The organism is Bacillus sp. GZB, from assembly GCF_001975995.1.
GTDB classification, from domain to species: domain Bacteria; phylum Bacillota; class Bacilli; order Bacillales; family Bacillaceae; genus Bacillus; species Bacillus velezensis.
Window position 1 is genome coordinate 398,898 of record NZ_MTQG01000017.1, and the last position, 23,992, is coordinate 422,889.

The 23,992-nt window shown below is 46.5% G+C and carries 24 protein-coding genes and 1 pseudogene; 24 read left to right on the plus strand and 1 reads right to left on the minus strand.

Annotated features, from left to right (window positions below; all coding sequences use genetic code 11):
• The first annotated feature begins 77 nt into the window (after positions 1-77).
• From lepA to mtaB, 9 genes are all read left to right on the plus strand, one after another.
• A complete protein-coding gene (gene lepA / locus BXO87_RS13035; RefSeq protein WP_038459257.1) occupies positions 78-1,913 on the plus strand; it encodes a translation elongation factor 4 in 1,836 nt (611 codons plus the stop codon).
• A 59-nt stretch (positions 1,914-1,972) separates the two neighbouring features.
• On the plus strand, positions 1,973-3,112 hold the full coding sequence (gene hemW / locus BXO87_RS13040; RefSeq protein ID WP_038459254.1) for a radical SAM family heme chaperone HemW: 1,140 nt from the start codon (positions 1,973-1,975) through the stop codon (positions 3,110-3,112).
• 80 nt (positions 3,113-3,192) lie between these two features.
• A complete protein-coding gene (gene hrcA, locus BXO87_RS13045) occupies positions 3,193-4,224 on the plus strand; it encodes a heat-inducible transcriptional repressor HrcA (protein ID WP_003152889.1) in 1,032 nt (343 codons plus the stop codon).
• 59 nt (positions 4,225-4,283) lie between these two features.
• Positions 4,284-4,859 (plus strand): nucleotide exchange factor GrpE, encoded by a 576-nt coding sequence (gene grpE / locus BXO87_RS13050; protein ID WP_003152892.1) that lies wholly within the window; start codon positions 4,284-4,286, stop codon positions 4,857-4,859.
• 24 nt (positions 4,860-4,883) lie between these two features.
• Positions 4,884-6,722, plus strand: a complete 1,839-nt coding sequence (gene dnaK, locus BXO87_RS13055; RefSeq protein WP_007408273.1) for a molecular chaperone DnaK — start codon at positions 4,884-4,886, stop codon at positions 6,720-6,722.
• 187 nt (positions 6,723-6,909) lie between these two features.
• The gene (gene dnaJ, locus BXO87_RS13060) at positions 6,910-8,037 is read left to right on the plus strand and encodes a molecular chaperone DnaJ (RefSeq protein ID WP_003152895.1); all 1,128 of its coding nucleotides are present in this window, start codon (positions 6,910-6,912) and stop codon (positions 8,035-8,037) included.
• Between the two features lie 23 nt (positions 8,038-8,060).
• Positions 8,061-8,996, plus strand: coding sequence for a 50S ribosomal protein L11 methyltransferase (gene prmA / locus BXO87_RS13065; RefSeq protein WP_014418413.1), 936 nt, complete (start codon positions 8,061-8,063; stop codon positions 8,994-8,996).
• A gap of 22 nt (positions 8,997-9,018) precedes the next feature.
• Positions 9,019-9,789: a 16S rRNA (uracil(1498)-N(3))-methyltransferase gene (locus tag BXO87_RS13070; protein WP_007408275.1), complete on the plus strand. Its 771-nt coding sequence runs from the start codon at positions 9,019-9,021 to the stop codon at positions 9,787-9,789.
• Positions 9,789-11,144 carry a tRNA (N(6)-L-threonylcarbamoyladenosine(37)-C(2))-methylthiotransferase MtaB gene (gene mtaB / locus BXO87_RS13075; protein WP_015417847.1) on the plus strand — a complete coding sequence of 452 codons (1,356 nt, stop codon included), beginning with the start codon at positions 9,789-9,791 and terminating at the stop codon, positions 11,142-11,144. Before BXO87_RS13070 ends, mtaB begins: the two co-directional genes overlap by 1 nt.
• 39 nt (positions 11,145-11,183) lie before the next feature.
• Here mtaB and BXO87_RS13080 read toward each other — a convergent pair whose 3' ends face one another.
• A complete protein-coding gene (locus BXO87_RS13080) occupies positions 11,184-12,110 on the minus strand; it encodes a Na/Pi symporter (protein ID WP_007408277.1) in 927 nt (308 codons plus the stop codon).
• Between the two features lie 171 nt (positions 12,111-12,281).
• On the opposite strand from BXO87_RS13080, the gene rpsU reads away from it, so the two are divergent.
• From rpsU to recO, 15 genes and pseudogenes are all read left to right on the plus strand, one after another.
• Positions 12,282-12,455 carry a 30S ribosomal protein S21 gene (gene rpsU, locus BXO87_RS13085; RefSeq protein ID WP_003152957.1) on the plus strand — a complete coding sequence of 58 codons (174 nt, stop codon included), beginning with the start codon at positions 12,282-12,284 and terminating at the stop codon, positions 12,453-12,455.
• A 14-nt stretch (positions 12,456-12,469) separates the two neighbouring features.
• Positions 12,470-12,916 (plus strand): GatB/YqeY domain-containing protein, encoded by a 447-nt coding sequence (locus tag BXO87_RS13090; protein WP_007408278.1) that lies wholly within the window; start codon positions 12,470-12,472, stop codon positions 12,914-12,916.
• Between the two features lie 122 nt (positions 12,917-13,038).
• Positions 13,039-14,355 carry an NfeD family protein gene (locus BXO87_RS13095; RefSeq protein ID WP_038459247.1) on the plus strand — a complete coding sequence of 439 codons (1,317 nt, stop codon included), beginning with the start codon at positions 13,039-13,041 and terminating at the stop codon, positions 14,353-14,355.
• Between the two features lie 24 nt (positions 14,356-14,379).
• Entirely contained in the window at positions 14,380-15,372 is a 993-nt protein-coding gene (floA, locus tag BXO87_RS13100; RefSeq protein WP_014418409.1) for a flotillin-like protein FloA, read from the plus strand.
• A 27-nt stretch (positions 15,373-15,399) separates the two neighbouring features.
• A complete protein-coding gene (locus BXO87_RS13105) occupies positions 15,400-15,834 on the plus strand; it encodes a hypothetical protein (RefSeq protein WP_038459244.1) in 435 nt (144 codons plus the stop codon).
• A 56-nt stretch (positions 15,835-15,890) separates the two neighbouring features.
• Positions 15,891-16,172 (plus strand): sporulation protein YqfC, encoded by a 282-nt coding sequence (gene yqfC / locus BXO87_RS13110; RefSeq protein WP_003152966.1) that lies wholly within the window; start codon positions 15,891-15,893, stop codon positions 16,170-16,172.
• 17 nt (positions 16,173-16,189) lie between these two features.
• Positions 16,190-17,414 (plus strand): annotated as a pseudogene (gene yqfD, locus BXO87_RS13115) (sporulation protein YqfD).
• Entirely contained in the window at positions 17,378-18,337 is a 960-nt protein-coding gene (locus tag BXO87_RS13120) for a PhoH family protein (protein WP_007408283.1), read from the plus strand. The pseudogene yqfD and the gene BXO87_RS13120 overlap by 37 nt, the downstream one beginning before the upstream one ends.
• An 80-nt stretch (positions 18,338-18,417) precedes the next feature.
• Complete coding sequence (locus tag BXO87_RS13125) at positions 18,418-20,550, plus strand: HD family phosphohydrolase (RefSeq protein ID WP_025649836.1); 2,133 nt, start codon at positions 18,418-18,420, stop codon at positions 20,548-20,550.
• Positions 20,551-21,024, plus strand: a complete 474-nt coding sequence (gene ybeY, locus BXO87_RS13130) for an rRNA maturation RNase YbeY (RefSeq protein ID WP_076851357.1) — start codon at positions 20,551-20,553, stop codon at positions 21,022-21,024.
• On the plus strand, positions 21,005-21,379 hold the full coding sequence (locus tag BXO87_RS13135) for a diacylglycerol kinase family protein (protein ID WP_076851358.1): 375 nt from the start codon (positions 21,005-21,007) through the stop codon (positions 21,377-21,379). Before ybeY ends, BXO87_RS13135 begins: the two co-directional genes overlap by 20 nt.
• Positions 21,380-21,502: 123 nt before the next feature.
• Positions 21,503-21,913: a cytidine deaminase gene (locus BXO87_RS13140; RefSeq protein WP_003152976.1), complete on the plus strand. Its 411-nt coding sequence runs from the start codon at positions 21,503-21,505 to the stop codon at positions 21,911-21,913.
• A complete protein-coding gene (gene era / locus BXO87_RS13145) occupies positions 21,894-22,799 on the plus strand; it encodes a GTPase Era (RefSeq protein WP_038459240.1) in 906 nt (301 codons plus the stop codon). The genes BXO87_RS13140 and era overlap by 20 nt, the downstream gene beginning before the upstream one ends.
• Positions 22,800-22,954: 155 nt before the next feature.
• A complete protein-coding gene (locus BXO87_RS13150; RefSeq protein WP_007408286.1) occupies positions 22,955-23,098 on the plus strand; it encodes a YqzL family protein in 144 nt (47 codons plus the stop codon).
• A 36-nt stretch (positions 23,099-23,134) separates the two neighbouring features.
• Positions 23,135-23,902, plus strand: a complete 768-nt coding sequence (gene recO, locus BXO87_RS13155; RefSeq protein WP_038459238.1) for a DNA repair protein RecO — start codon at positions 23,135-23,137, stop codon at positions 23,900-23,902.
• The last annotated feature ends 90 nt before the right edge of the window (positions 23,903-23,992 follow it).

Below are 23,992 nucleotides of genomic sequence, written 5' to 3' on the forward strand. Positions count from 1 at the left end.
TTTAATTGAATGTTTACAATCCTATTGATATAATCTAAGCTAGTGTATTTTGCGTTTAATAGTAGGAGTGATAGATTGTGACAGATAAAGAAAAGCGTTTAGAGAGGCAGTCAAGAATCCGGAATTTCTCCATCATCGCCCACATAGACCACGGCAAATCGACCTTGGCGGATCGGATTTTAGAAAAAACATCGGCGATCACCCAGCGGGAAATGAAAGAACAATTGCTTGATTCAATGGACCTTGAACGCGAACGGGGAATTACCATCAAATTAAATTCCGTTCAGCTGAAATATAAAGCAAAAGACGGAGAAGAATATATATTCCATCTCATCGACACGCCCGGACACGTCGACTTTACATATGAAGTATCGCGAAGCCTGGCTGCCTGTGAAGGCGCGATTCTCGTTGTTGATGCGGCTCAGGGAATAGAAGCGCAGACATTGGCGAACGTCTATCTGGCGCTTGATAATGATCTTGAGATTCTTCCTGTCATTAATAAAATCGATCTTCCGAGCGCAGAGCCAGAACGTGTGCGTCAAGAGGTTGAGGACGTTATCGGCCTTGACGCTTCAGACGCCGTCCTCGCTTCAGCGAAAGCGGGCATCGGCATCGAAGACATTTTAGAACAGATCGTAGAAAAAGTGCCGGCTCCCGCGGGAGACCCGGAAGCTCCGCTGAAAGCGCTCATCTTTGACTCGCTTTATGACGCGTACCGCGGAGTCGTCGCGTATATCAGAGTCGTAGAAGGAACGGTCAAACCGGGCCAGAAAATTAAAATGATGGCAACCGGAAAAGAGTTTGAAGTGACAGAAGTCGGTGTGTTCACGCCGAAAGCAACTCCGACAGATGAACTGACTGTCGGCGATGTAGGCTTTTTAACTGCTGCGATTAAAAATGTCGGTGACACACGCGTCGGTGACACGATAACAAGCGCGGCCAATCAGGCTGCCGAAGCATTGCCTGGATATCGCAAGCTGAACCCGATGGTGTATTGCGGTTTGTATCCGATCGATACGGCCAAATACAACGATTTAAGGGAAGCTCTTGAGAAACTTGAACTGAATGACTCATCGCTTCAATATGAAGCAGAGACATCCCAAGCGCTCGGATTCGGTTTCCGCTGCGGATTTTTAGGTATGCTTCACATGGAAATCATCCAGGAGCGGATTGAGCGTGAGTTTAAAATCGACCTGATCACAACGGCACCGAGTGTTATCTATGATGTGTATATGACAGACGGCGAAAAGGTTGTTGTCGACAACCCGTCCAACATGCCTGACCCGCAAAAAATAGAGCGGGTGGAAGAACCTTATGTCAAAGCGACAATGATGGTGCCGAACGATTATGTCGGTGCGGTGATGGAGCTTTGCCAAGGAAAACGCGGCAATTTTATCGACATGCAATATTTAGACGCAAATCGTGTCAGCATTGTCTATGACATGCCATTAGCGGAAATCGTATATGAATTTTTTGATCAGCTGAAATCAAGCACAAAAGGCTACGCGTCCTTTGATTACGAACTGATCGGCTACAAACCGTCTAAACTTGTCAAGATGGACATTATGCTGAACGGAGAAAAAATCGACGCCCTTTCATTTATCGTGCATCGCGATTACGCGTACGAACGCGGAAAAGTAATTGTGGAAAAACTGAAAGAGCTTATTCCGCGCCAGCACTTTGAAGTACCGATTCAAGCGGCGATCGGACAGAAAATCGTGGCCCGCTCAACCATTAAGGCCATGCGGAAAAACGTCCTTGCAAAGTGTTACGGAGGAGACATCTCGCGGAAACGGAAGCTTCTTGAAAAACAAAAAGAAGGAAAACGCCGGATGAAGCAGGTCGGCTCAGTAGAAGTGCCGCAGGAAGCGTTTATGGCCGTTCTTAAAATGGATGACAGCCCGAAAAAATAACGGAAGCCGCCGCAGTCCCGCGCTGCGGCTTCTTTCTGTAAAGAAGAAGGTGTTTCAAAATGAAATCAGCTTATATTCATATTCCGTTTTGTGAGCATATCTGCCATTATTGCGATTTCAATAAATATTTTATTCAGAGCCAGCCTGTCGATGAGTACTTAAACTCACTCGAAAAGGAAATGATAAATACAATAGAACGGACGGGACGCCCTGATCTCCGTACGATCTTTATCGGGGGAGGCACGCCGACATCGCTCTCACCCGTCCAGCTGGAAAAATTGATGGATTCCATTCACCGCGTGCTGAAGCCTTCTGACGGACTCATAGAATTTGCCGCGGAAGCGAATCCGGATGATTTGTCCCCGGAAAAATTAAAAATCATGAAAAATGCCGGTGTCAACCGGCTGAGCTTCGGTGTTCAAACCTTTGAAGATGAGCTTTTACAAAAAATCGGCAGAGTGCATAAACAAAAGGACGTATTCACTTCCTTTGAACGTGCGAGGGCTCTCGGCTTCGACAACATCAGTCTCGATTTGATGTTCGGCCTGCCGGGTCAGACGCTGGCCGATCTTGACAATTCCGTCAAAACGGCTTTGTCTCTTGATGCGGAGCACTATTCCGTTTACTCGCTGATCGTAGAGCCGAAAACGGTGTTTTATAATTTAATGCAAAAAGGCCGCCTGCATCTCCCGGCGCAAGAACAAGAGGCCGAGATGTATGAAACGGTCATGAGACAGATGAGTGAGGCGGGCATCCGTCAATACGAGATCAGTAACTTTGCAAAGCCCGGATACGAGTCCCAGCATAATCTGACGTATTGGAGCAATGAAGAGTATTTCGGTTTTGGCGCAGGCGCTCACGGATATATCAGCGGCACGCGCACCGTCAACGCCGGGCCTGTGAAACATTACATGCAGCTCATCGAAGAAAAGGGGCTGCCTTACCGTGACACGCACAAGGTGACACGTGAGGAGCAGATTGAAGAAGAAATGTTCCTCGGTCTCAGAAAAATGTCCGGCGTACAAAAGCAAGCTTTTCTCGATAAATTCGGACGCTCGGTCGACGAACTGTTTCCCGATGTTCTCAAAGATTTAACCGAAAAAGGCCTGATCTGTGACGCGGAAGAATCGGTTGCATTAACGCATGAGGGCAAATTATTAGGAAATGAGGTTTTTGGCGCTTTTTTGGGTGAGTTATAATTGACATTTTTCTTTTGGTTTGTTACTTTTGATATAGAATTAGCACTCGCTGACCTTGAGTGCTAACAGGGGTGATGATGATGTTAACAAATCGTCAGCTGTTGATCCTGCAAGTGATTATTAATGATTTTATACAATCAGCGCAGCCTGTAGGATCAAGAACTCTTTCAAAAAAAGACGAGATTACATTCAGCTCTGCAACGATCAGAAACGAGATGGCTGACTTGGAGGAATTGGGCTTTATTGAAAAAACCCATTCATCCTCAGGACGGATTCCGTCGGAAAAAGGGTACAGGTATTATGTCGATCATTTGCTGTCACCCGTCAAGCTGACAAAAACCGATCTGGATTTAATTCACTCGATATTTAAAGAAAAAATCTTCGAGCTGGAAAAAACAGTCCAAAAATCAGCGCAAATCCTGTCCGATCTGACAAACTACACATCGATTGTCCTCGGGCCGACGCTGAGCGAGAACTATCTTAAACAGATTCAAATCGTTCCGATCCAGCCGGATAAGGCGGTCGCCATCCTCGTCACAAACACGGGGCATGTCGAAAACCGCACCATCAATTTCCCGGCTAAAGTGGATTTGGCCGATATTGAAAAACTGGTCAATATATTAAACGATCGATTAGCGGGCGTGCCGATGGACGAACTGAATGAGCGCATTTTCAAAGAGGTTGTCACCTATTTAAGGCAGCATATCGCCAACTATGACAGCATACTTGAATCGCTCCGCTCCACATTCCATCCGGCGGCCCACGTTGAGAAATTGTTTTTCGGCGGAAAGATCAACATGCTGAATCAGCCGGAATTCCATGATATTGAAAGGGTCCGCTCGCTCTTATCTTTAATTGAAAAAGAGCAGGATGTTCTGAAGCTGTTTCAGTCATCAAAAGCCGGGATTTCAATCAAAATCGGGAAAGAAAACGACTACGAAGAAATGGAAAACTGCAGTTTAATCACGGCCACCTATACAGTTGATACGAAACAGATCGGATCAATCGCGATTATCGGGCCGACGCGCATGAATTATTCAAGAGTCGTCAGCCTGCTGCAGCACGTGACTTCGGACTTGTCAAAAGCATTCACAAGTTTGTATGATGAATAAGGGAATTTTGGCAATCATTTTCAGTCATCTTTTTACAGCATTTGAGGGAGGTGAACACAATGTCAGAAGAAAAACAAACCGCAGAACAGGTTGAAGCAGCAGAACAAGAAGAAGTGACAGAACAGGCAGAACAAGCCGCTTCACAAGAGCAGCATGAAGAAACGGCAGGTCAGGAAGAAGCCCTTCAGCACCAAATTGATGAATTGCAGGGTTTGCTTGATGAAAAAGAAAACAAGCTTTTGCGTGTTCAAGCAGACTTTGAAAACTATAAACGACGCAGCCGCCTTGAAATGGAAGCTGCTCAGAAATACCGTTCTCAAAACGTCGTAACGGAAATCCTTCCGGCTCTCGACAATTTTGAACGGGCGCTACAGGTAGAAGCTGAAAGCGAGCAGACAAAAAGCTTGCTGCAAGGTATGGAAATGGTCCGCCGCCAGCTGATGGACGCACTTGAAAAAGAAGGCGTTGAAGCCATCGAAGCTGTCGGTCAAGAATTTGATCCGAACCTTCACCAAGCTGTCATGCAGGTGGAAGATGAAAACTTCGGCAGCAATATTGTTATCGAAGAACTGCAAAAAGGCTACAAACTGAAGGATCGCGTCATCCGTCCTTCAATGGTAAAAGTGAATCAATAACTACATAGCAGGAGGTAATTCAAAGTGAGTAAAGTAATCGGAATTGACTTGGGTACGACAAACTCATGTGTGGCAGTGCTTGAAGGCGGAGAGCCTACAGTCATCGCCAACGCTGAAGGAAACCGTACGACTCCGTCAGTCGTTGCATTTAAAAACGGCGAGCGCCAAGTAGGGGAAGTGGCGAAACGCCAATCAATCACAAATCCTAACACAATCATGTCTGTTAAACGCCATATGGGTACTGACTATAAAGTGGAAATTGAAGGAAAAGACTACACGCCTCAAGAAGTGTCAGCTATTATCCTTCAGCATCTGAAAGCATATGCTGAAAGCTACCTCGGCGAAACAGTTTCAAAAGCCGTTATCACGGTTCCTGCATACTTCAACGATGCTGAGCGCCAAGCGACAAAAGATGCCGGTAAAATCGCCGGTCTTGAAGTAGAGCGTATTATCAACGAGCCGACTGCAGCAGCGCTTGCATACGGACTTGATAAAACGGACGAAGACCAAACAATTCTTGTTTACGACCTTGGCGGCGGTACGTTTGACGTATCTGTTCTTGAACTTGGCGACGGCGTGTTTGAAGTCCGTTCAACTGCCGGTGACAACCGTCTTGGCGGGGACGACTTTGACCAAGTCATCATCGATCATCTCGTAGCAGAATTCAAAAAAGAAAACGGCATTGATCTTTCAAAAGACAAAATGGCGCTTCAGCGTTTGAAAGATGCGGCTGAGAAAGCGAAAAAAGATCTTTCCGGCGTATCATCCACACAAATTTCTTTACCGTTTATCACGGCGGGAGAAGCAGGTCCTCTTCACCTTGAGCTGACACTGACCCGCGCTAAATTCGAAGAGCTTTCCGCTCACCTTGTTGAGCGCACAATGGCTCCTGTCCGTCAGGCTCTTCAAGATGCGGATCTTTCTGCAAGCGAAATCGATAAAGTTATCCTTGTCGGCGGATCAACACGTATTCCTGCCGTACAGGAAGCAATCAAGAAAGAAACGGGTAAAGAAGCGCATAAAGGCGTAAACCCTGATGAAGTTGTAGCGCTGGGTGCAGCGATTCAAGGCGGCGTCATCACGGGAGACGTAAAAGACGTTGTTCTTCTTGACGTTACACCGCTTTCTCTCGGTATTGAAACAATGGGCGGCGTGTTCACAAAACTGATCGACCGCAACACGACAATTCCGACGAGCAAGTCTCAAGTATTCTCAACTGCAGCTGACAACCAAACGGCTGTTGACATTCACGTGCTTCAAGGTGAGCGCCCGATGTCTGCCGACAACAAAACGCTCGGCCGCTTCCAGCTTACTGATATCCCGCCTGCACCGCGCGGCGTACCGCAAATCGAAGTTTCTTTCGATATTGACAAAAACGGTATCGTAAACGTAAGAGCGAAAGACTTAGGCACAGGAAAAGAACAAAACATTACAATCAAATCTTCTTCAGGTCTTTCTGATGATGAGATCGAACGCATGGTAAAAGAAGCGGAAGAAAACGCTGACGCTGATGCGAAGAGAAAAGAAGAAATCGAAGTCCGCAACGAAGCTGACCAGCTTGTGTTCCAAACGGAAAAAACATTAAAAGATCTGGAAGGCAAAGTGGACGAAGAGCAAGTGAAAAAAGCAAACGACGCGAAAGACGCGCTGAAAGCCGCTATCGAGAAAAACGAAATTGAAGACATCAAAGCGAAAAAAGATGAACTTCAAACAATCGTTCAAGAGCTTTCTATGAAGCTTTACGAAGAAGCGGCGAAAGCGCAGCAGGCTGAAGGCGGAGCAAACGCTGAAGGCAAAAAAGCGGACGACAATGTTGTCGATGCGGAATACGAAGAAGTAAAAGACGACGAAACGAAAAAATAAGTTCTTTCCCGCATAGGCTATAGGCGGAAGAACACACAGCATATTCTGATTCAACAGACAGAAAGTCAAAGTCAGGCATCTCTTGGCTTTGACTTTTTTTTCTTGCCCGGGATAAAAGGAATTGAAAAAACATAATTCAAAATGATACAATCTAATTTATGTGAGAAATTCGGGAGAGTGAAGCGAGATGAGTAAGCGTGATTACTATGAAGTGCTTGGGGTAAGTAAGAGCGCTTCAAAGGATGAAATCAAAAAAGCCTATCGGAAGCTTTCAAAAAAATATCATCCTGATATCAATAAAGAATCCGGAGCAGATGAAAAATTCAAAGAGGTAAAAGAAGCGTACGAAGCGCTCTCAGACGACCAAAAACGCGCTCAATATGACCAATTCGGCCATACAGACCCTAACCAGGGATTCGGCGGCGGTTTCGGAGGCGGCGGAGACTTCGGCGGCTTCGGTTTCGATGACATCTTCTCAAGCATCTTCGGAGGCGGCACGAGACGCCGTGACCCGAATGCGCCGCGGCAAGGCGCGGATCTGCAGTATACAATGACCCTGTCATTTGAAGACGCGGCTTTCGGAAAAGAAACGATCATTGAAATTCCGCGCGAAGAGAATTGCGAAACATGTAAAGGGTCTGGCGCGAAGCCGGGAACAAAGCCGGATACGTGCTCGCACTGCGGAGGTTCAGGCCAGCTGAACGTCGAACAGAACACGCCGTTTGGCAAAGTGGTTAACCGAAGAGTCTGCCACCACTGTGAAGGAACAGGAAAAATCATCAAAAACAAGTGTTCTGACTGCGGCGGCACGGGCAAAGTGAAAAAACGGAAAAAAATCAATGTCACGATTCCTGCCGGTGTGGATGACGGACAGCAGCTGCGCGTACCGGGCCAAGGTGAACCGGGCGTAAACGGAGGGCCTGCGGGAGATCTGTTTGTCGTATTCCATGTGCGCGCCCACGAGTTCTTTGAGCGCGACGGAGACGATATTTATTGCGAAATGCCGTTAACGTTTGCCCAAGCGGCACTCGGAGACGAAGTGGAAGTGCCGACGCTTCACGGAAAAGTGAAATTGAAAATACCTGCCGGCACACAAACCGGCACGAAATTCAGATTAAGAGGCAAAGGCGTTCAGAACGTCCGGGGCTACGGACAAGGCGACCAGCACATTGTCGTCCGCGTCGTCACACCGACGAATCTGACAGACAAACAAAAAGACATCATCCGCGAGTTCGCTGAAGTCAGCGGAAACCTGCCGGATGAACAAGAAATGAGTTTCTTTGACAAAGTAAAACGCGCATTTAAAGGCGAGTAATGATTGGATAGGAGTTGGTAGTTTTGAAATGGTCCGAAATCAGCATTCACACAACACATGAAGCGGTCGAACCCATCTCAAATATTTTGCATGAAGCTGGTGCGAGCGGGGTTGTCATCGAAGATCCGCTTGATTTAATGAAAGAGCGTGAGAATGTTTACGGGGAAATCTACCAGCTCGACCCCAATGATTACCCCGATGAGGGTGTCATTGTCAAAGCGTATCTGCCGATCAACAGTTTCCTCGGCGAAACGGTGGACGGCATTAAAGAGACGATTAATAATCTGCTTTTGTACGACATTGATTTGGGCAGAAACAAAATAACCATTTCTGAAGTCAATGAAGAAGAATGGGCGACAGCTTGGAAAAAGTATTATCATCCTGTGAAAATTTCTGAAAAGTTCACGATCGTTCCCACATGGGAAACGTATACACCTGTTCATACAGATGAACTGATTATCGAAATGGATCCGGGTATGGCATTCGGTACGGGAACGCATCCGACAACAGTTCTGTGCATTCAGGCGCTTGAGCGTATCGTTCAAAAAGGCGACCGTATCATTGATGTCGGCACCGGTTCAGGAATTTTAAGCATCGCGGCCGCCATGCTTGAGGCCGAATCGGTTCATGCGTATGACCTTGATCCGGTCGCTGTTGAAAGCGCGCGTCTGAATGTGAAATTGAACAAAGTGAGTGATACGGCCGAAGTGAAGCAGAACAATTTGTTAGACGGCATCACGGGCGAACATGATGTCATTGTCGCAAATATTTTGGCAGAAGTGATTCTCCGCTTTACATCACAGGCGTACGACCTGCTCAAAGACGGAGGCCATTTTATTACTTCAGGCATTATCGGCCAGAAAAAACAGGAAGTAAAAGAAGCGTTGGAAAAAGCCGGCTTTACCATCATAGAAATTCTGTCTATGGAAGATTGGGTCAGCATCATCGCAAAAAAATAACAGTTAGTAGGTGTCACAGCGTATGCAACGATATTTTATCGAGCTCACGAAGCAGGAGATGGACGAAACTCCTGATTTTCAAATCACGGGGGAAGACGTCCACCATATAGCGAACGTCATGAGAATGAGTGCGGGAGACCGGATTATCTGCTGTTCGAAAGACGGCCATGAAGCGTTATGCCTGCTTAAAGAGGTTTCTAAAGATCATATATCATGCAGCATTGCTGAGTGGACGGGTGAAAACCGTGAACTGCCTTTGAAGATCAGGATCGCAAGCGGCCTTCCGAAAGGCGATAAGCTTGAATGGATTATCCAAAAAGGGACCGAGCTGGGGGCAAGTATGTTCATCCCTTTTCAAGGCGCCAGATCCGTTGTTAAGCTAGACGACAAAAAGGCAAAGAAAAAACGGGAGAGATGGGCGAAAATCGCGAAGGAAGCGGCGGAGCAATCGTACCGCAATGAAATTCCCGAAGTGAAAACCGTTCATACGTTCCGGCAGCTGCTTGAAATGGCGGAGAATGTCGATAAATGTGTCGTTGCATACGAGGAGTCATCAAAGCAGGGAGAAACGGGCGCTTTCGCCGCGGAGCTCAAAAGCCTTCCGCAAGGTTCGTCTCTTTTAATCGTATTCGGCCCTGAAGGCGGTCTGACTGAGTCTGAAGTTCATCAGCTTTCAGAAAAAGGCGCCGTCTTATGCGGCCTCGGACCGAGAATTTTACGGACTGAAACTGCGCCTCTTTACGCGTTAAGCGCAGTTTCCTATCATACAGAGTTATTAAGAGGTGATCAGTAATGGCAACTGTTGCTTTTCATACCCTTGGCTGCAAGGTCAACCATTATGAAACAGAAGCAATCTGGCAGCTGTTTAAAGATGCGGGTTATGAACGAAAAGAATTCGAACAGACAGCAGATGTATATGTCATTAATACATGTACGGTAACAAACACGGGAGATAAAAAAAGCCGTCAAGTCATCAGACGGGCGATCCGCCAAAACCCTGACGGCGTCATCTGCGTAACAGGGTGCTATGCGCAAACCTCTCCGGCAGAAATTATGGCCATCCCGGGTGTTGACATCGTCGTCGGCACACAGGATCGTGAAAAAATGCTCGGTTACATTGAGCAGTACAGGGAAGAGCGTCAGCCGATCAACGGCGTCGGCAATATTATGAAAGCACGCGTGTTTGAAGAGCTGGATGTTCCCGCTTTTACTGACCGCACAAGAGCATCGTTAAAAATCCAAGAGGGCTGCAACAACTTCTGTACGTTCTGCATTATCCCTTGGGCGCGCGGCCTGCTTCGTTCCCGCGATCCGGAAGAAGTCATTAAACAGGCGCAGCAGCTGGTGGATGCCGGCTATAAAGAAATCGTCCTGACGGGGATTCATACGGGCGGCTACGGCGAAGATATGAAAGATTATAATTTCGCCAAGCTTCTCCGCGAGCTGGATACGCGTGTAGAAGGACTGAAGCGGATCAGAATTTCATCTATTGAAGCAAGCCAAATCACTGATGAAGTAATTGAAGTGCTGGATGCGTCTGATAAAATCGTCCGTCACCTTCATATCCCGATTCAGTCAGGATCAAACACCGTTCTGAAACGGATGAGACGCAAATATACGATGGAATTTTTCGCGGACCGTTTAAATAAGCTGAAAGAAGCGCTGCCGGGTCTTGCCGTCACATCTGATGTCATCGTCGGTTTCCCGGGTGAAACGGAAGAAGAATTTATGGAAACATACCGGTTCATTAAAGAACATAAGTTTTCAGAGCTTCACGTATTCCCTTACAGCAAACGCACCGGAACACCTGCGGCCAGAATGGAAGACCAGGTTGACGAGAACGTGAAAAACGAACGGGTGCATAAGCTGATCGCGCTGTCAGACCAGCTTGCCAAAGAATACGCCTCTGATTATGAAGGAGAGGTTCTGGAAATCATTCCTGAAGAGACGTTTAAAGAGTCTGATGAAGACGGCATGTTCGTCGGCTATACGGACAATTACATGAAAGTCGTCTTCAAAGGCACGGAAGATCTAATCGGCAAACTTGTCAAAGTCAAAATTCAAAAAGCGGGCTATCCGTACAATGAAGGACAATTCGTCCGCGTCGTTGAGGATGAAATGACCCGAAACATGCGCATGTCTTCATAACATATGTAAAAAAACCGGTGCCTTCCCGCATCGGTTTTTTTACGGTTTCGGAGGAATCAGCCTGTCAATCAGCCGGTAAAACAAATGTGTGAACGGCAGAAACAATAGGGCGGTGACTACGTTAAATAACAGGCTGAAATGCGCAATCATCTGCGCGGGATCATCAGACAGGCGCTCCGTAAAACCTGCTGATGCGGACAGGAAGGGAAATACGAGCAGCACGCCGAGAATATTAAACACAACGTGAGCACCGGCGGTCTGTCTGGCGGCATAACCGCCTGAAACAGCAGCCATGACGGCCGTGACGCATGTCCCGATATTAGATCCCAGAACGACGCTGACCGCTTGTTCAATGCCGATCACCCCTTCGTTCATAAAACTCATCAAAATGCCGATGCAGACGGAGCTTGAATGAATGATTGCCGTCAATATCATACCGATAAAAAGAGCGGACCAGCTCGAATCATTCACATGTCGCAAAACCTCCGCCCCCGCCTTCATTTCTGTCAGCGGAACGGCGAGCCGGCTGAAGCATGTGATGCAAAAAAAGATGATGCCGAGACCGAGGAAGCTTATGCCGATCTGCCTGAACGGATATTTACGGAGGAGGATAAACACAAGGCCTCCGATAAAAAGCACCCAAATGAGCACATCCATCTTTATGGCTAAAAACTCCGTCGTAAACGTTGAGCCGACATTCGTGCCGAGAATCATCGGAATGGTCCGTTTAAAAGATAAAGCGCCTGCGCTGACAAAGCCGATGACAATGACCATGAAGGCTGAGCTGCTCTGAAGAAAACCAGTGAATACGATGCTTATGAGAAAAGCTTTCAAAGGGTGGTCGGTAAATAAGAGCAGGCTCTTCTCAATTTTTGAATACGTTAATGCGATCAGCCCCTGCCTGAGCAGGCTCATTCCGAGTAAAAAAACCAGGATAAGTGCGGTAAAGAGAATCAGTATCATCAAACGAAACACCCCTTTCCATCATTATATAGACAAGCAGCCTTATTCATGACGGAAAAGTGAGCTCGCTTAGTTGACCTGACTGATGGCTTATATTATAATGTCAAAGTACATGTTTATATATGTATCTTTTTAAAGGTAGTCGATTGGTGTATTCGGAGGGAGGGAAAGAGAATGTCAAAAACGGTCGTTAGAAAAAACGAATCGCTTGAAGATGCTCTTCGTCGCTTCAAACGCAGTGTATCAAAGACAGGTACTTTGCAAGAAGCAAGAAAGCGCGAATTTTATGAAAAACCTAGCGTAAAGCGCAAGAAAAAGTCAGAAGCTGCTAGAAAACGCAAATTCTAAAAGAGGGTGGATTTATGAGTCTTCTTGAGCGACTTAACCAAGATATGAAGCTGTATATGAAAAGCCGTGAGAAAGACAAACTGACTGTCGTTCGAATGGTGAAAGCTTCACTTCAAAACGAAGCAATTAAGCTTAAGAAAGACAGTTTGACCGAGGATGAGGAACTTACTGTCCTATCTCGTGAACTTAAGCAACGTAAAGACTCCCTCCATGAATTTTCAAACGCTAATCGTTTAGATTTAGTAGATAAAGTTCAAAAAGAGCTGGACATTTTAGAAGTTTATTTACCGAAGCAGCTCTCTGAAGAAGAGCTGCAGACAATCGTAAATGAAACCATCGCTGAAGTCGGTGCGAGCTCCAAAGCGGACATGGGCAAAGTGATGAGTGCTATTATGCCTAAAGTAAAAGGTAAAGCTGACGGAAGCGTAATTAACAGACTTGTCAGCAGTCAATTATCTTAATTGACAAGAAAAAAGACATCTTTCCTTGAGAGATGTCTTTTTTTATACATAAAAAAATGAAACTAAAGTACATTTGTTACGTATATAAAGAAGAACGAAACGGGAAGGAGGGTATATTTGCCTTGTTCCGAAAAAAAACCGGAATTGCTGTTGCTCTATTGGGCTTATTTGTATTATCTTTATTAGGGGTTCAATTGAACGCGAAAGCTGATCATCCATCGGTTTATGTCATCCCGGTTGAGAAAAATGTCGAACAGGGACTCGCCTCGTTTTTATCGCGTTCTTTCAAAGAAGCGAAGGAGTCCGGCGCGTCACACATTATTCTTGACATCAATACACCGGGAGGCGCCGTTCAATCAGCCTTGGATATTGCGGATATCATCGGCCGCGCGGATGTGCCTGTTACCGCTTACGTTAATAAACGGGCGCTTTCTGCCGGAGCGTATATAGCGCTTCAGGCAGATGAAATCTATATGGCGCCGGGCGGAAAAATGGGTGCCGCAGCCATCATCGACGGAAAAGGAAACGCGGCAGACAAAAAGGCCCAATCACTGTGGCATGCAGAAATGGAGGACGCAGCGGTTAAAAACAATCGAAATCCGAAATACGCCCTGGCCATGGCAGATCCCGCCATCAATGCAAAGGAAGCGGGCGCCCCAAAGGGAAAACTGCTGACACTGACAGCTGAAAAAGCCAAGGAAGTCGGATATTCGGAGGGCACGGTTTCAGACCTTGATGCTCTATATACAAAGCTCGGTTTTGACAAAGCGGATGTTCACCATGCAGAAGAAGGTTTCGTCGGCAAACTGGGCCGATGGCTGACAAATCCGTTTGTTGTCCCCGTCTTATTAACGCTTGCTTTGCTTGGTTTGACCATTGAATTGTTCTCGCCGGGCCTCGGGATACCGGGTGCCGTCGGACTGACGGCCATGCTGCTGTTTTTCACCGGGCATATCGCTGCCGGATTCGCCGGCTATGACAGCGTATTCTTATTTTGCGCGGGCTTCGTTTTTATCCTTTTAGAGATATTTCTGCCCGGAGGCATAATCGGTCTTATCGGTATTGCAGGCGTCATCGCGAGCCTCTTTCTCGCTGCGGGCAGCTTTACCGTAATGGCGGTTTCTCTCTTGATCGCCATTGCTGTGTCTATTACAGCCTTTATCATATTAACAAGGGTGTTGGGGAAACGAATGAAATTCTTTAAAAAATTAATATTAACTGATTCAACAAGCACGGAGAGCGGTTATGTTTCAAATCAGAACCGGACGGAGCTGTTGGGAAAAGTCGGCGTTACCGCTACAGCCCTCAGACCGTCAGGCACCGTCATTATTGATGATGAACGTCTGGATGTCGTCTCGGAAGGATCATTCACTGAAAAAGACAGACAGGTGAAAGTAGTGAAAGCGGAAGGCTCACGCATTGTCGTGAGAGAAATATAGATGATAACCTTGAGGAGGAATTAGATGGAACTGTCAAGTTTGGCGATTTTAGCATTAGTTGCTGCTGCCATTATTGTGTTAGCCATATTCTTCACCTTTGTACCGGTGATGCTATGGATTTCGGCGCTTGCGGCAGGAGTCAGAATCAGCATTTTCACTTTGGTCGGGATGAGGCTGCGGCGCGTCATACCAAGCCGCGTTGTCAATCCGTTAATTAAAGCGCACAAAGCCGGCCTATCCGCAACAACAAATCAGCTCGAAAGCCATTATCTGGCCGGAGGTAATGTCGACAGGGTGGTCAATGCCCTGATTGCGGCACAGCGCGCCAATATTGAGCTGACATTTGAACGCTGCGCAGCCATTGACCTGGCCGGGCGTGATGTATTGGAAGCCGTACAGATGAGCGTCAATCCGAAGGTCATTGAAACACCGTTTATCGCGGGTGTCGCCATGGACGGAATTGAAGTAAAAGCAAAAGCCAGAATCACGGTAAGAGCCAATATTGAGCGCCTTGTCGGAGGAGCGGGAGAAGAGACGGTTGTCGCCCGTGTCGGAGAAGGGATTGTCTCGACAATCGGTTCTTCACACAATCATAAAAAAGTACTTGAAAACCCTGATATGATTTCGCAGACCGTACTTGGCAAAGGGCTGGATTCAGGCACTGCATTTGAAATTCTTTCGATTGACATCGCCGACGTTGATATCGGCAAAAACATCGGAGCGATTCTTCAGACGGATCAGGCAGAAGCAGACAAAAACATTGCGCAGGCCAAAGCCGAAGAGCGCCGCGCCATGGCGGTCGCCCAAGAGCAGGAAATGCGCGCTCGCGTAGAAGAAATGCGTGCGAAAGTCGTGGAAGCAGAAGCCGAAGTGCCGCTTGCGATGGCAGAAGCGTTGCGTGAAGGAAACATCGGCGTCATGGACTATATGAACATAAAAAATATCGACGCGGATACGGACATGAGGGATTCTATCGGCAAGCTGACGAATGACCAGCAAGATGAAGACCAACAATAACCTCTCTATTAAGGAGGGAGCCGCTATATGCACGAGATTCTGACAAATCCGCTCGTCATTGCCGCCGTCATCGGCATTATATCGGCAATATTCGGCAAGAAAAACAAAGATGAAAAACGTCCGCCGGGTACACGTCCCGGAAATCAGGCAAAAAAGCAGGATCAAAAACAGCCGCAGAAAGAGCATAAGCCAAAAGCGGAAGAATTGCCTGCCGTTTCAGAGGAGAACCCTTTTGAGCAAAAAAGAAGGGAAGCTGAACAGCGCCTTTCGGAGACGGAGCAGATGTTTAACGGGCTTGAACATAAGCTGACATCCCCACGCGCACGAAACGCGTCTCTGAAGAAATCAGCCCTCAAAATAAATAAAGAAACTGCGGTCCAAGGCATTATATTCAGTGAGATTTTGGGGCCGCCCCGTGCAAAAAAACCGCACCGGACCATGCGGAACATCGGTAAAAAATAAAGTGTTAGAACCCCTTTTCAAATCATACATATGAGATGAAAGGGGGTTCTTTTTTTATGGGGCAAAGAAAGAATCGTGTAAAGGCATGGCTGACAAGAGCATTGGAAATTCCCCCGGACGTTATGATGGATCTGCCTCGTATTACGATGGTCGGCAGACTTCATATCTACATAGAGAATCACAGAGGCCTCCTGCTGTTCAGCGAAGAAGAAGTCAGGCTGATGCTCAAGCAGGGGCAGTGTATCATATCAGGAAAAAACTTGGTCATTAAGGCAATCCTTCCTGAGGAAATCCTTTTGGAAGGCACGATAGATCACGTACGATATGTCGATTCATAAAGCCGGGGGGAAATAATGTGAAAAACAAATGGCTGTCATTTTTTTCGGGTAAAGTCCAAATGGAAGTCAAAGGAAAAGGGATTGAACGGCTGCTGAATGAATGCACGAGAAACGGAATCGCCATCTTTGCGGTGAAAAAAAAGCAAGACTGTGTTCTGCTGATGATTCAGCTTCAAGATGTACATGCTTTCAGAAGAGTCATCAGAAAACATGAATGCAAAGCAAGCTTCACAAAAAGAAAGGGTCTTCCCTTTCTGCTTCTCAAATCAAAATTAAATCTGGGTTTCACTGCGGGATTTGTGATATTTTTTGTTATATTGTTTCTTTTGTCCAACATGATTTGGGAAATTGATATTAAAGGGGCCAAGCCAGAAACCGAGCATCAGATGGTAAAGCACCTTGAAGAAATCGGTGTAAAAAAAGGCCGTTTGCAATTTTTAATGATGACGCCGGAGAAAATTCAAAAATCATTAACAAACGGTATCGATAATATTACGTGGGTCGGTGTGGAATTGAACGGGACAGCCCTTCATATGAAAGTGGTCGAAAAAAACGAACCGACAAAAGAAAAGTACGTGAGCCCCCGCCATATCGTTGCCAAAAAGAAGGCGGTCATCAAAAGGATGTTCGTGCAAAAGGGGCAGCCGATGGCTTTTGTGAACGATCATGTTGACAAAGGACAGCTCCTCGTCTCAGGACTGATCGGAAATGAAGACCGGAAAGTCGCCTCAAAAGCGGAAATTTACGGAGAAACATGGTACAAGTCAGAAGTAACCGTGCCTCTTGAAACATCATTTACGCTATATACGGGTAAAGTAAGGACGAAGCACAAGCTGTCTTTCGGATCATGGGGCGTGCCTTTTTGGGGCTTCGGGTTTAATGAGGAGCCGCTGAAACATCCGAAAACAGAGGAAGAAAAGCATCCGTTTCAATTTCTGGGGATGAAGCTTCCGGTTTCTTACGTTCAAGAACAGACAAGAGAAAGTGAAACATCCGTGCGGACTTATACGAAAGTCGAAGCGGTTCAGGCCGGTATCAAAATGGGAAGACAAGATGTAGAAAAGCGATTAAACGGCAGCGGAGAGGTGGAAAGTGAAAAAGTTTTGCACCAATCCGTTGAGAATGGTAAAGTAAAGTTGATTATTCTCTACCAAGTTATAGAAGATATCGTTCAAACCACACCTATTGTTCAGGGAGACTAAAGAATGGCAGAACATTTACTTGCGATTAATCACAAACTGAAAAGCCCGGACGAAGCACTTTCTTTGTTCGGCAGCCAAGATGCCTTTTTACATTTAATGGAGAAGGATCTGGGCATTAGCCTCATCACACGCGGTGAAACCATTTACGTTTCCGGGAATGATGAAACATTTGAGATCGCTGACAGATTATTGGGCTCGCTCCTTACTTTAATTCGCAAGGGGATCGAGATTTCGGAACGTGATGTGCTGTATGCCGTGAAAATGGCAAAAAAAGATGAACTGGACTATTTTGAAAGCATGTATGAAGAGGAAATAACGAAAACGGCAAAAGGCAAACCGATCCGTGTCAAAACCATCGGCCAAAGAGAGTATGTGGCGGCGATGAAGAAAAACGACATGGTGTTCGGCATCGGGCCGGCGGGAACCGGCAAAACTTATTTGGCGGTTGTAAAAGCGGTGCACGCTTTAAAAAACGGCCACATTAAAAAAATCATTTTAACAAGACCCGCTGTGGAAGCCGGCGAGAGCCTCGGCTTTCTGCCCGGAGATTTAAAGGAAAAAGTAGATCCTTATCTGCGCCCGCTGTATGACGCGCTCCATGATGTGCTCGGAAGCGACCATACGGAGCGTCTTATGGAAAGAGGGGTTATCGAAATCGCCCCGCTTGCCTATATGAGAGGGCGGACGCTTGACGACGCGTATGTGATTCTTGATGAAGCCCAGAATACCACTCCCGCTCAAATGAAAATGTTTTTGACGAGATTGGGTTTTGGCTCTAAAATGATCATTACGGGCGACGTAAGCCAAATTGACCTGCCGAAAGGCGTCACATCGGGACTTGCAGTAGCGAAGGACATGCTGAAGGACGTAAACGGCATCTCCGTGATTGAACTTGACCAGACAGATGTGGTCAGGCATCCGCTTGTTGCAAAAATTATTGAAGCTTATGATAAGCAAAAGTAATGCAAAAATGACCCGATCTCCCGTTATCGGGTCATTTTTATATGATGTGTTCCTGATGTTTCAGGGAGGAGGTTCTTGTTTTGAAAAAGAAGGGAAAGGGCAAAAGCGCCCGGGAACGGTTCCGCAGTTTCAGACATGCCCGCTCAGCCCATGTGCTGCTGTACCTGCTGCTTTCAGCGATCATGTTTGGTTTGCTCTTTATTCATGTAAAACCTGAATCACTTAATTTGGATTTGTTTGCAGTCAGTGATAAGACGATTTACGCGCCCGCCACAGTGGAAGATCAGCAGGCGACGGAATCGAAAAAGCAGGCGGCCGAAGATGCGGTGGAAGATCAATACACTCTGAAAAAAGGCTATACCGACAACCGGCTTGACCTGATCACTTCCATTTTTGACAGCATCGGCGAAGTGAAAAAAGATGCGGAAAAAGACAAAAAGTCACCTTCGGAAAAATCACTGGTAAAATCGGTGAAAAACAAGCTGACACAGGATGTCAATGAATCCGTCTCGGAAGATGCCATTAAATCGCTTCTCCATGCAAACAATGAAGATTTCTCATTTGTGAGGGATTCCGTCATTACCGCGGTGAATACGGTGATGAGCAGTGAAATTCCTTCTGAAAAGCTTGCTGAAGCGAAGGATAAGGTCGCAAAAGAGCTCAAAAGCGCTTCTGTGCCGTCAAAATATTTAGCGGCTGCGACTGAAATCGGAAAATACGCGGTCATCCCGAATTACGTATTTGATCCGAAAGCGACGGATGAAAAACGCCAGGAAGCGTCAGACAGCGTCCAGCCGGTACAGATCAAACAGGGACAGGTTCTCGTGGAAGAGAATGATCTGATCGACCGGGAAGTATACAGGAAGCTTGAACTGACGGGGCTTTTGAATAATTCCAACCTGTTAAAACCGATCAGCGGTCTGCTTCTGATGATCGGGCTGTTTATTGCCACGCTTGTCTACTATTTTGAGAAACAGCAGCAGGAGCTTAAGCTGAAAAATAAATCTCTTTTGCTGTTTTCTATCATTACAACGCTTATTCTCGTCATTATGGAAGTCGTCAGTCTCTTTCAGAAGATTGAATACACCAATATCGGCTATCTTGTGCCGATCGCCGCCGGCGCGATTTTAATCAGGCTGCTGCTCAATGAAAGGCTCGCCATTTTAGGAAGCATCATTCTGGCGATCTGCGGCAGTATGATGTTTAATCAGGGTGTGACGGGAACATTTAATTACGTCATCGGCATTTACTATTTAATCAGCAGCATTTCAGGCATTCTGTTTTTAGGGAAACACAATGCGAGATCAAAAATATTGCAGGCGGGACTGTTCGTCTCATTTATTAATATGATTATCGTGCTGTCGCTTTTATTAATACAAAATACGGCGCTGTCACCGGTTGAAATCGGAACGCTGATGCTGATGGGGGTCGTCTCGGGACTTGCTTCATCCGTTTTAATTATCGGTCTGATGCCGTTTTTTGAGACGGGATTCGGCATTCTTTCAACGATGAGGCTGATTGAACTGTCTAATCCGAATCATCCCCTGCTTCGAAAGATTTTAACGGAAACACCCGGTACATATCATCACAGCGTCATGGTGGCAAATCTGTCGGAAGCGGCTTGTGAAGCCGTAGGGGCAAACGGTCTTTTGGCACGGGTCGGAGCGTATTATCACGATCTCGGCAAAACGAAACGTCCGCAATATTTTATTGAAAATCAGATGAATATGGATAATCCGCATGACAAGCTGTCTCCGCAGCTCAGCAAAAATATCATTATCGCACATACGACAGACGGTGCGAATATGCTCAGAAGCTATAAGTTTCCGAAAGAGCTTGTGGATATCGCGGAGCAGCATCACGGAACGTCCCTTTTAAAATTCTTTTATTATAAAGCGAAAGAAAAGGGCGACCAGATTACAGAGAAAGAGTTCCGCTACCCGGGGCCGAAGCCGCAATCGAAAGAAGCGGCTATTATCTCAGTGGCCGACAGCGTTGAAGCCGCCGTCCGTTCCATGCATAATCCCAATCCCGAGCGGATCGAAAAACTGGTGCGGGGAATTATATCCGATAAGCTTCAGGACGGACAATTCTCAGAATGTGATCTCACGTTCCGAGAACTGGATACGATCGCAAAAACACTATGTGCGACTTTAAAAGGAATTTTCCACTCCCGGATTGAATATCCGGAGGCTACGAAGAAGGTGAAATAAATGGGTTTACTCATAGATATTGTTGATGAAACGAACAGCGTCTCAGCTGATGCGCTCCAAGAAGTGGAGAAGCTGCTCCAATTCGCGGCGGAAAAAGAAGGCGTTCAGGATCAGGCTGAAGTATCGGTCACGATTGTGACAAATGAAGAAATCACAGAAATCAACAGAGACTACCGGGGAAAAGACACTCCGACTGACGTCATTTCGTTTGCGCTTGAAGAAGAAGGCGAAGACGAGGTTGAAATCGTAGGCGCCGACATGCCGCCTGTTTTAGGAGATATTATCATCAGCGCAGACAGAACGAAAGAGCAGGCGGAAGAGTACGGCCATTCGTTTATGAGAGAGCTCGGTTTTCTGGCCGTGCACGGCTTTTTGCATTTGCTTGGCTATGATCACATGACAAAAGAAGAAGAGGAAGAAATGTTTTCAAAGCAAAAGGATTTGCTGGATGAGTATGGACTCACGAGATCATAAAAACGAGTGGAGCAGGTTCCTGAAGAGCTTTGTCCATGCATGGAGGGGAATCTGGAAAACGGCGCGGGCAGAGCGGAATTTTCAATTTCATATTACCGCGGCCTGCGCCGTTATCGTTTGCGGTTTTCTCACCGGGCTGAGCACAGCCGAATGGGCCGTTGTTTTGATGCTGATCGGAGGAATGCTTGCTTTGGAGCTGTTAAATACGGCGATAGAGCATGTTGTGGATTTAGTTACCGATCAGTATCACCCGCTCGCAAAAGCGGCAAAGGACGCGGCCGCCGGAGCCGTTTGCGTCTTTGCCGTGATATCGTGTATCATTGGTTTACTCATCTTCTTGCCGAAGATATGTTAGCAGAAGATTCTTACAATTATTTTACATTGCCAAAAATGGGCGTGAAAAACCAATCATAATTATGTAAAATAAAAGTGACAGCGGTATCATACAGGATAAAGGTAAGAGAGGAATTAAGTACACATGAACAGACAAGAATTGATTGCAGAAGCATTAAAAGCGCGGGACACAGCGTATGTGCCGTATTCAAATTTCAGAGTGGGAGCCGCTCTTCTTACCAAAGACGGAAAAGTGTACAGAGGCTGCAACATTGAAAATGCGGCATACAGCATGTGCAACTGTGCTGAACGCACGGCGATATTCAAAGCTGTTTCCGAGGGGGATACGGAATTTGCGATGCTCGCCGTGGCTGCGGATACTCCGGGACCGGTTTCGCCGTGCGGAGCCTGCAGGCAAGTAATTTCCGAGCTGTGCTCAAAGGATATGCTTGTTATTCTGACCAACTTACAAGGACAAATAAAAGAAATGACTGCGGAAGAATTATTGCCGGGCGCATTTTCATCGGAGGATTTACATGACGAACGAAAGCTTTAAATCAGGATTTGTATCTATCATCGGAAGGCCGAATGTAGGAAAGTCTACCTTTTTAAACAGGGTCATCGGTCAAAAGATCGCTATCATGAGCGACAAACCCCAGACGACAAGAAATAAAGTCCAAGGGGTGCTGACAACCGGCACGTCGCAGACCATTTTTATTGATACACCGGGCATTCACAAACCAAAGCACAAGCTTGGCGACTTTATGATGAAAGTGGCCCAGAATACGCTGAAAGAAGTTGACTTGGTGTTATTTATGATTAACGCCGAAGAAGGGTACGGGAAAGGCGACGAGTTTATCATTGAAAAGCTCGGACAGACGTCCACGCCGGTCTTTCTGATCGTAAACAAAATTGATAAGATCCACCCTGACCAGCTGCTTCTTTTAATTGATGAGTACCGTACGCGCTATCCGTTTAAGGAAATCGTGCCGATCTCAGCTTTGGAAGGGAACAACGTCGAAACCCTTCTCGCGCAGATTGAAGCGTATTTACCGGAAGGGCCTCAGTTCTATCCGAGCGATCAGGTGACTGACCATCCCGAGCGGTTCATTATTTCTGAACTGATCAGGGAAAAGGTGCTCCATCTGACAAGGGAAGAAGTGCCGCACAGCATCGCTGTCGCCATCGAGTCCATTAAAGGGCAGGAAAACGGCTCCGTCCATGTCGACGCCACCATTGTGGTCGAGCGGGATTCTCAAAAAGGCATTGTCATCGGCAAAAAAGGAGCGCTTCTGAAAGAAGTCGGCAAAAGAGCGCGGGCTGATATTGAAGCTCTTTTGGGCTCACGCGTTTACCTGGAATTATGGGTGAAGGTGCAGAAGGACTGGCGGAATAAAATGTCTCAGCTGCGTGATTTCGGCTTCAAAGAGGATGAATATTAATTCATCTAAGGCGCATGCCTGAGGTGTGAGATTACCTCACAGAAGCAGGGATTCGTTAGCAAAATTTGTTTAACATGAAAAGGAGGACATCAGGTCAAGATAAGGGTAAGAATTTGGATTGCAAAGCTAGTTTAATGATGAAAGGTGGGTTTTTTGTGTTGAATTTTACCTGGAACGTATTTTCTCAAACAGGAAGTGTTGATACGTACCTTCTTTTTAAAGAACTGGAAAAAGAGAACCTGGAAAGACCCGAAGAACCGGAAGATGAGCTAGCCCGAATTGATTTTCCAATTTTGTAAACCTCTTGGCCCCTCCCGTTGTTGGAAGGTGCGGAAATGCTGACTAAATGTGAAGGAATCGTGCTCCGTACGAATGACTACGGGGAGACGAATAAAATCGTGACATTGCTGACGAGGGAACACGGCAAAATCGGCGTCATGGCAAGGGGCGCCAGGAAGTCAGCCAGCCGGCTGTCAGCAGTCAGCCAGCCGTTTTTGTACGGGTCATTTTTAATGCAAAGAACATCCGGACTCGGCACGCTCCAGCAGGGTGAAATGATTCTCAGCATGAGAACGATCAGAGAAGATTTATTTTTGACGGCGTATGCCGCTTTTATCGCTGAACTCACTGACAAAGGAACGGAAGTGAAGAAACCGAACCCCTATTTATTCGAATTGATTCTCGAATCCTTTAAGAGGCTGAATGACGGGACTGACCCGGACGTGATCACCTTCATCGTGCAGATGAAAATGCTCGGCGTCATGGGGCTGTATCCGGAGCTGAATCATTGTGTCCACTGCAAAAGCGGGGAAGGGACGTTTCATTTTTCGATAAGAGATAACGGGTTTATCTGCCACCGCTGCTTTGAAAAGGATCCGTACAGAGTTCCGATTTCGCCGCAAACGGCAAGGCTGCTAAGGCTTTTTTATTACTTTGATATCGGAAGGCTCGGCAGCGTCTCGTTAAAACAGGAAACCAAAAACGAAATTAAACGGGTCATTGATCTGTATTACGAGGAATACTCAGGACTTTATTTAAAGTCAAAACGGTTTTTAGATCAGATGGAAAGCATGAAGAACCTTTTGGATGAAAACAAAAGTTGACATTCTGCCCATCTTTTTATATGATCATTTATTATAAAATATGTTGCAGTGACAGAAAGAAGTACTTGCGTCCAACTCATACAAGCGACC

What these genes read in the sequence shown, in the direction of transcription:
- hemW (WP_038459254.1), top strand. Translation starts at nt 1,973, where the DNA reads ATGAAATCAGCTTATATTCATATTCCGTTTTGTGAGCATATCTGCCAT.
- hrcA (WP_003152889.1), top strand. Translation starts at nt 3,193, where the DNA reads ATGTTAACAAATCGTCAGCTGTTGATCCTGCAAGTGATTATTAATGAT.
- grpE (WP_003152892.1), top strand. Translation starts at nt 4,284, where the DNA reads ATGTCAGAAGAAAAACAAACCGCAGAACAGGTTGAAGCAGCAGAACAA.
- dnaJ (WP_003152895.1), top strand. Translation starts at nt 6,910, where the DNA reads ATGAGTAAGCGTGATTACTATGAAGTGCTTGGGGTAAGTAAGAGCGCT.
- BXO87_RS13070 (WP_007408275.1), top strand. Translation starts at nt 9,019, where the DNA reads ATGCAACGATATTTTATCGAGCTCACGAAGCAGGAGATGGACGAAACT.
- mtaB (WP_015417847.1), top strand. Translation starts at nt 9,789, where the DNA reads ATGGCAACTGTTGCTTTTCATACCCTTGGCTGCAAGGTCAACCATTAT.
- rpsU (WP_003152957.1), top strand. Translation starts at nt 12,282, where the DNA reads ATGTCAAAAACGGTCGTTAGAAAAAACGAATCGCTTGAAGATGCTCTT.
- BXO87_RS13090 (WP_007408278.1), top strand. Translation starts at nt 12,470, where the DNA reads ATGAGTCTTCTTGAGCGACTTAACCAAGATATGAAGCTGTATATGAAA.
- floA (WP_014418409.1), top strand. Translation starts at nt 14,380, where the DNA reads ATGGAACTGTCAAGTTTGGCGATTTTAGCATTAGTTGCTGCTGCCATT.
- BXO87_RS13105 (WP_038459244.1), top strand. Translation starts at nt 15,400, where the DNA reads ATGCACGAGATTCTGACAAATCCGCTCGTCATTGCCGCCGTCATCGGC.
- yqfC (WP_003152966.1), top strand. Translation starts at nt 15,891, where the DNA reads ATGGGGCAAAGAAAGAATCGTGTAAAGGCATGGCTGACAAGAGCATTG.
- BXO87_RS13120 (WP_007408283.1), top strand. Translation starts at nt 17,378, where the DNA reads ATGGCAGAACATTTACTTGCGATTAATCACAAACTGAAAAGCCCGGAC.
- ybeY (WP_076851357.1), top strand. Translation starts at nt 20,551, where the DNA reads ATGGGTTTACTCATAGATATTGTTGATGAAACGAACAGCGTCTCAGCT.
- BXO87_RS13135 (WP_076851358.1), top strand. Translation starts at nt 21,005, where the DNA reads ATGGACTCACGAGATCATAAAAACGAGTGGAGCAGGTTCCTGAAGAGC.
- BXO87_RS13140 (WP_003152976.1), top strand. Translation starts at nt 21,503, where the DNA reads ATGAACAGACAAGAATTGATTGCAGAAGCATTAAAAGCGCGGGACACA.
- era (WP_038459240.1), top strand. Translation starts at nt 21,894, where the DNA reads ATGACGAACGAAAGCTTTAAATCAGGATTTGTATCTATCATCGGAAGG.
- recO (WP_038459238.1), top strand. Translation starts at nt 23,135, where the DNA reads ATGCTGACTAAATGTGAAGGAATCGTGCTCCGTACGAATGACTACGGG.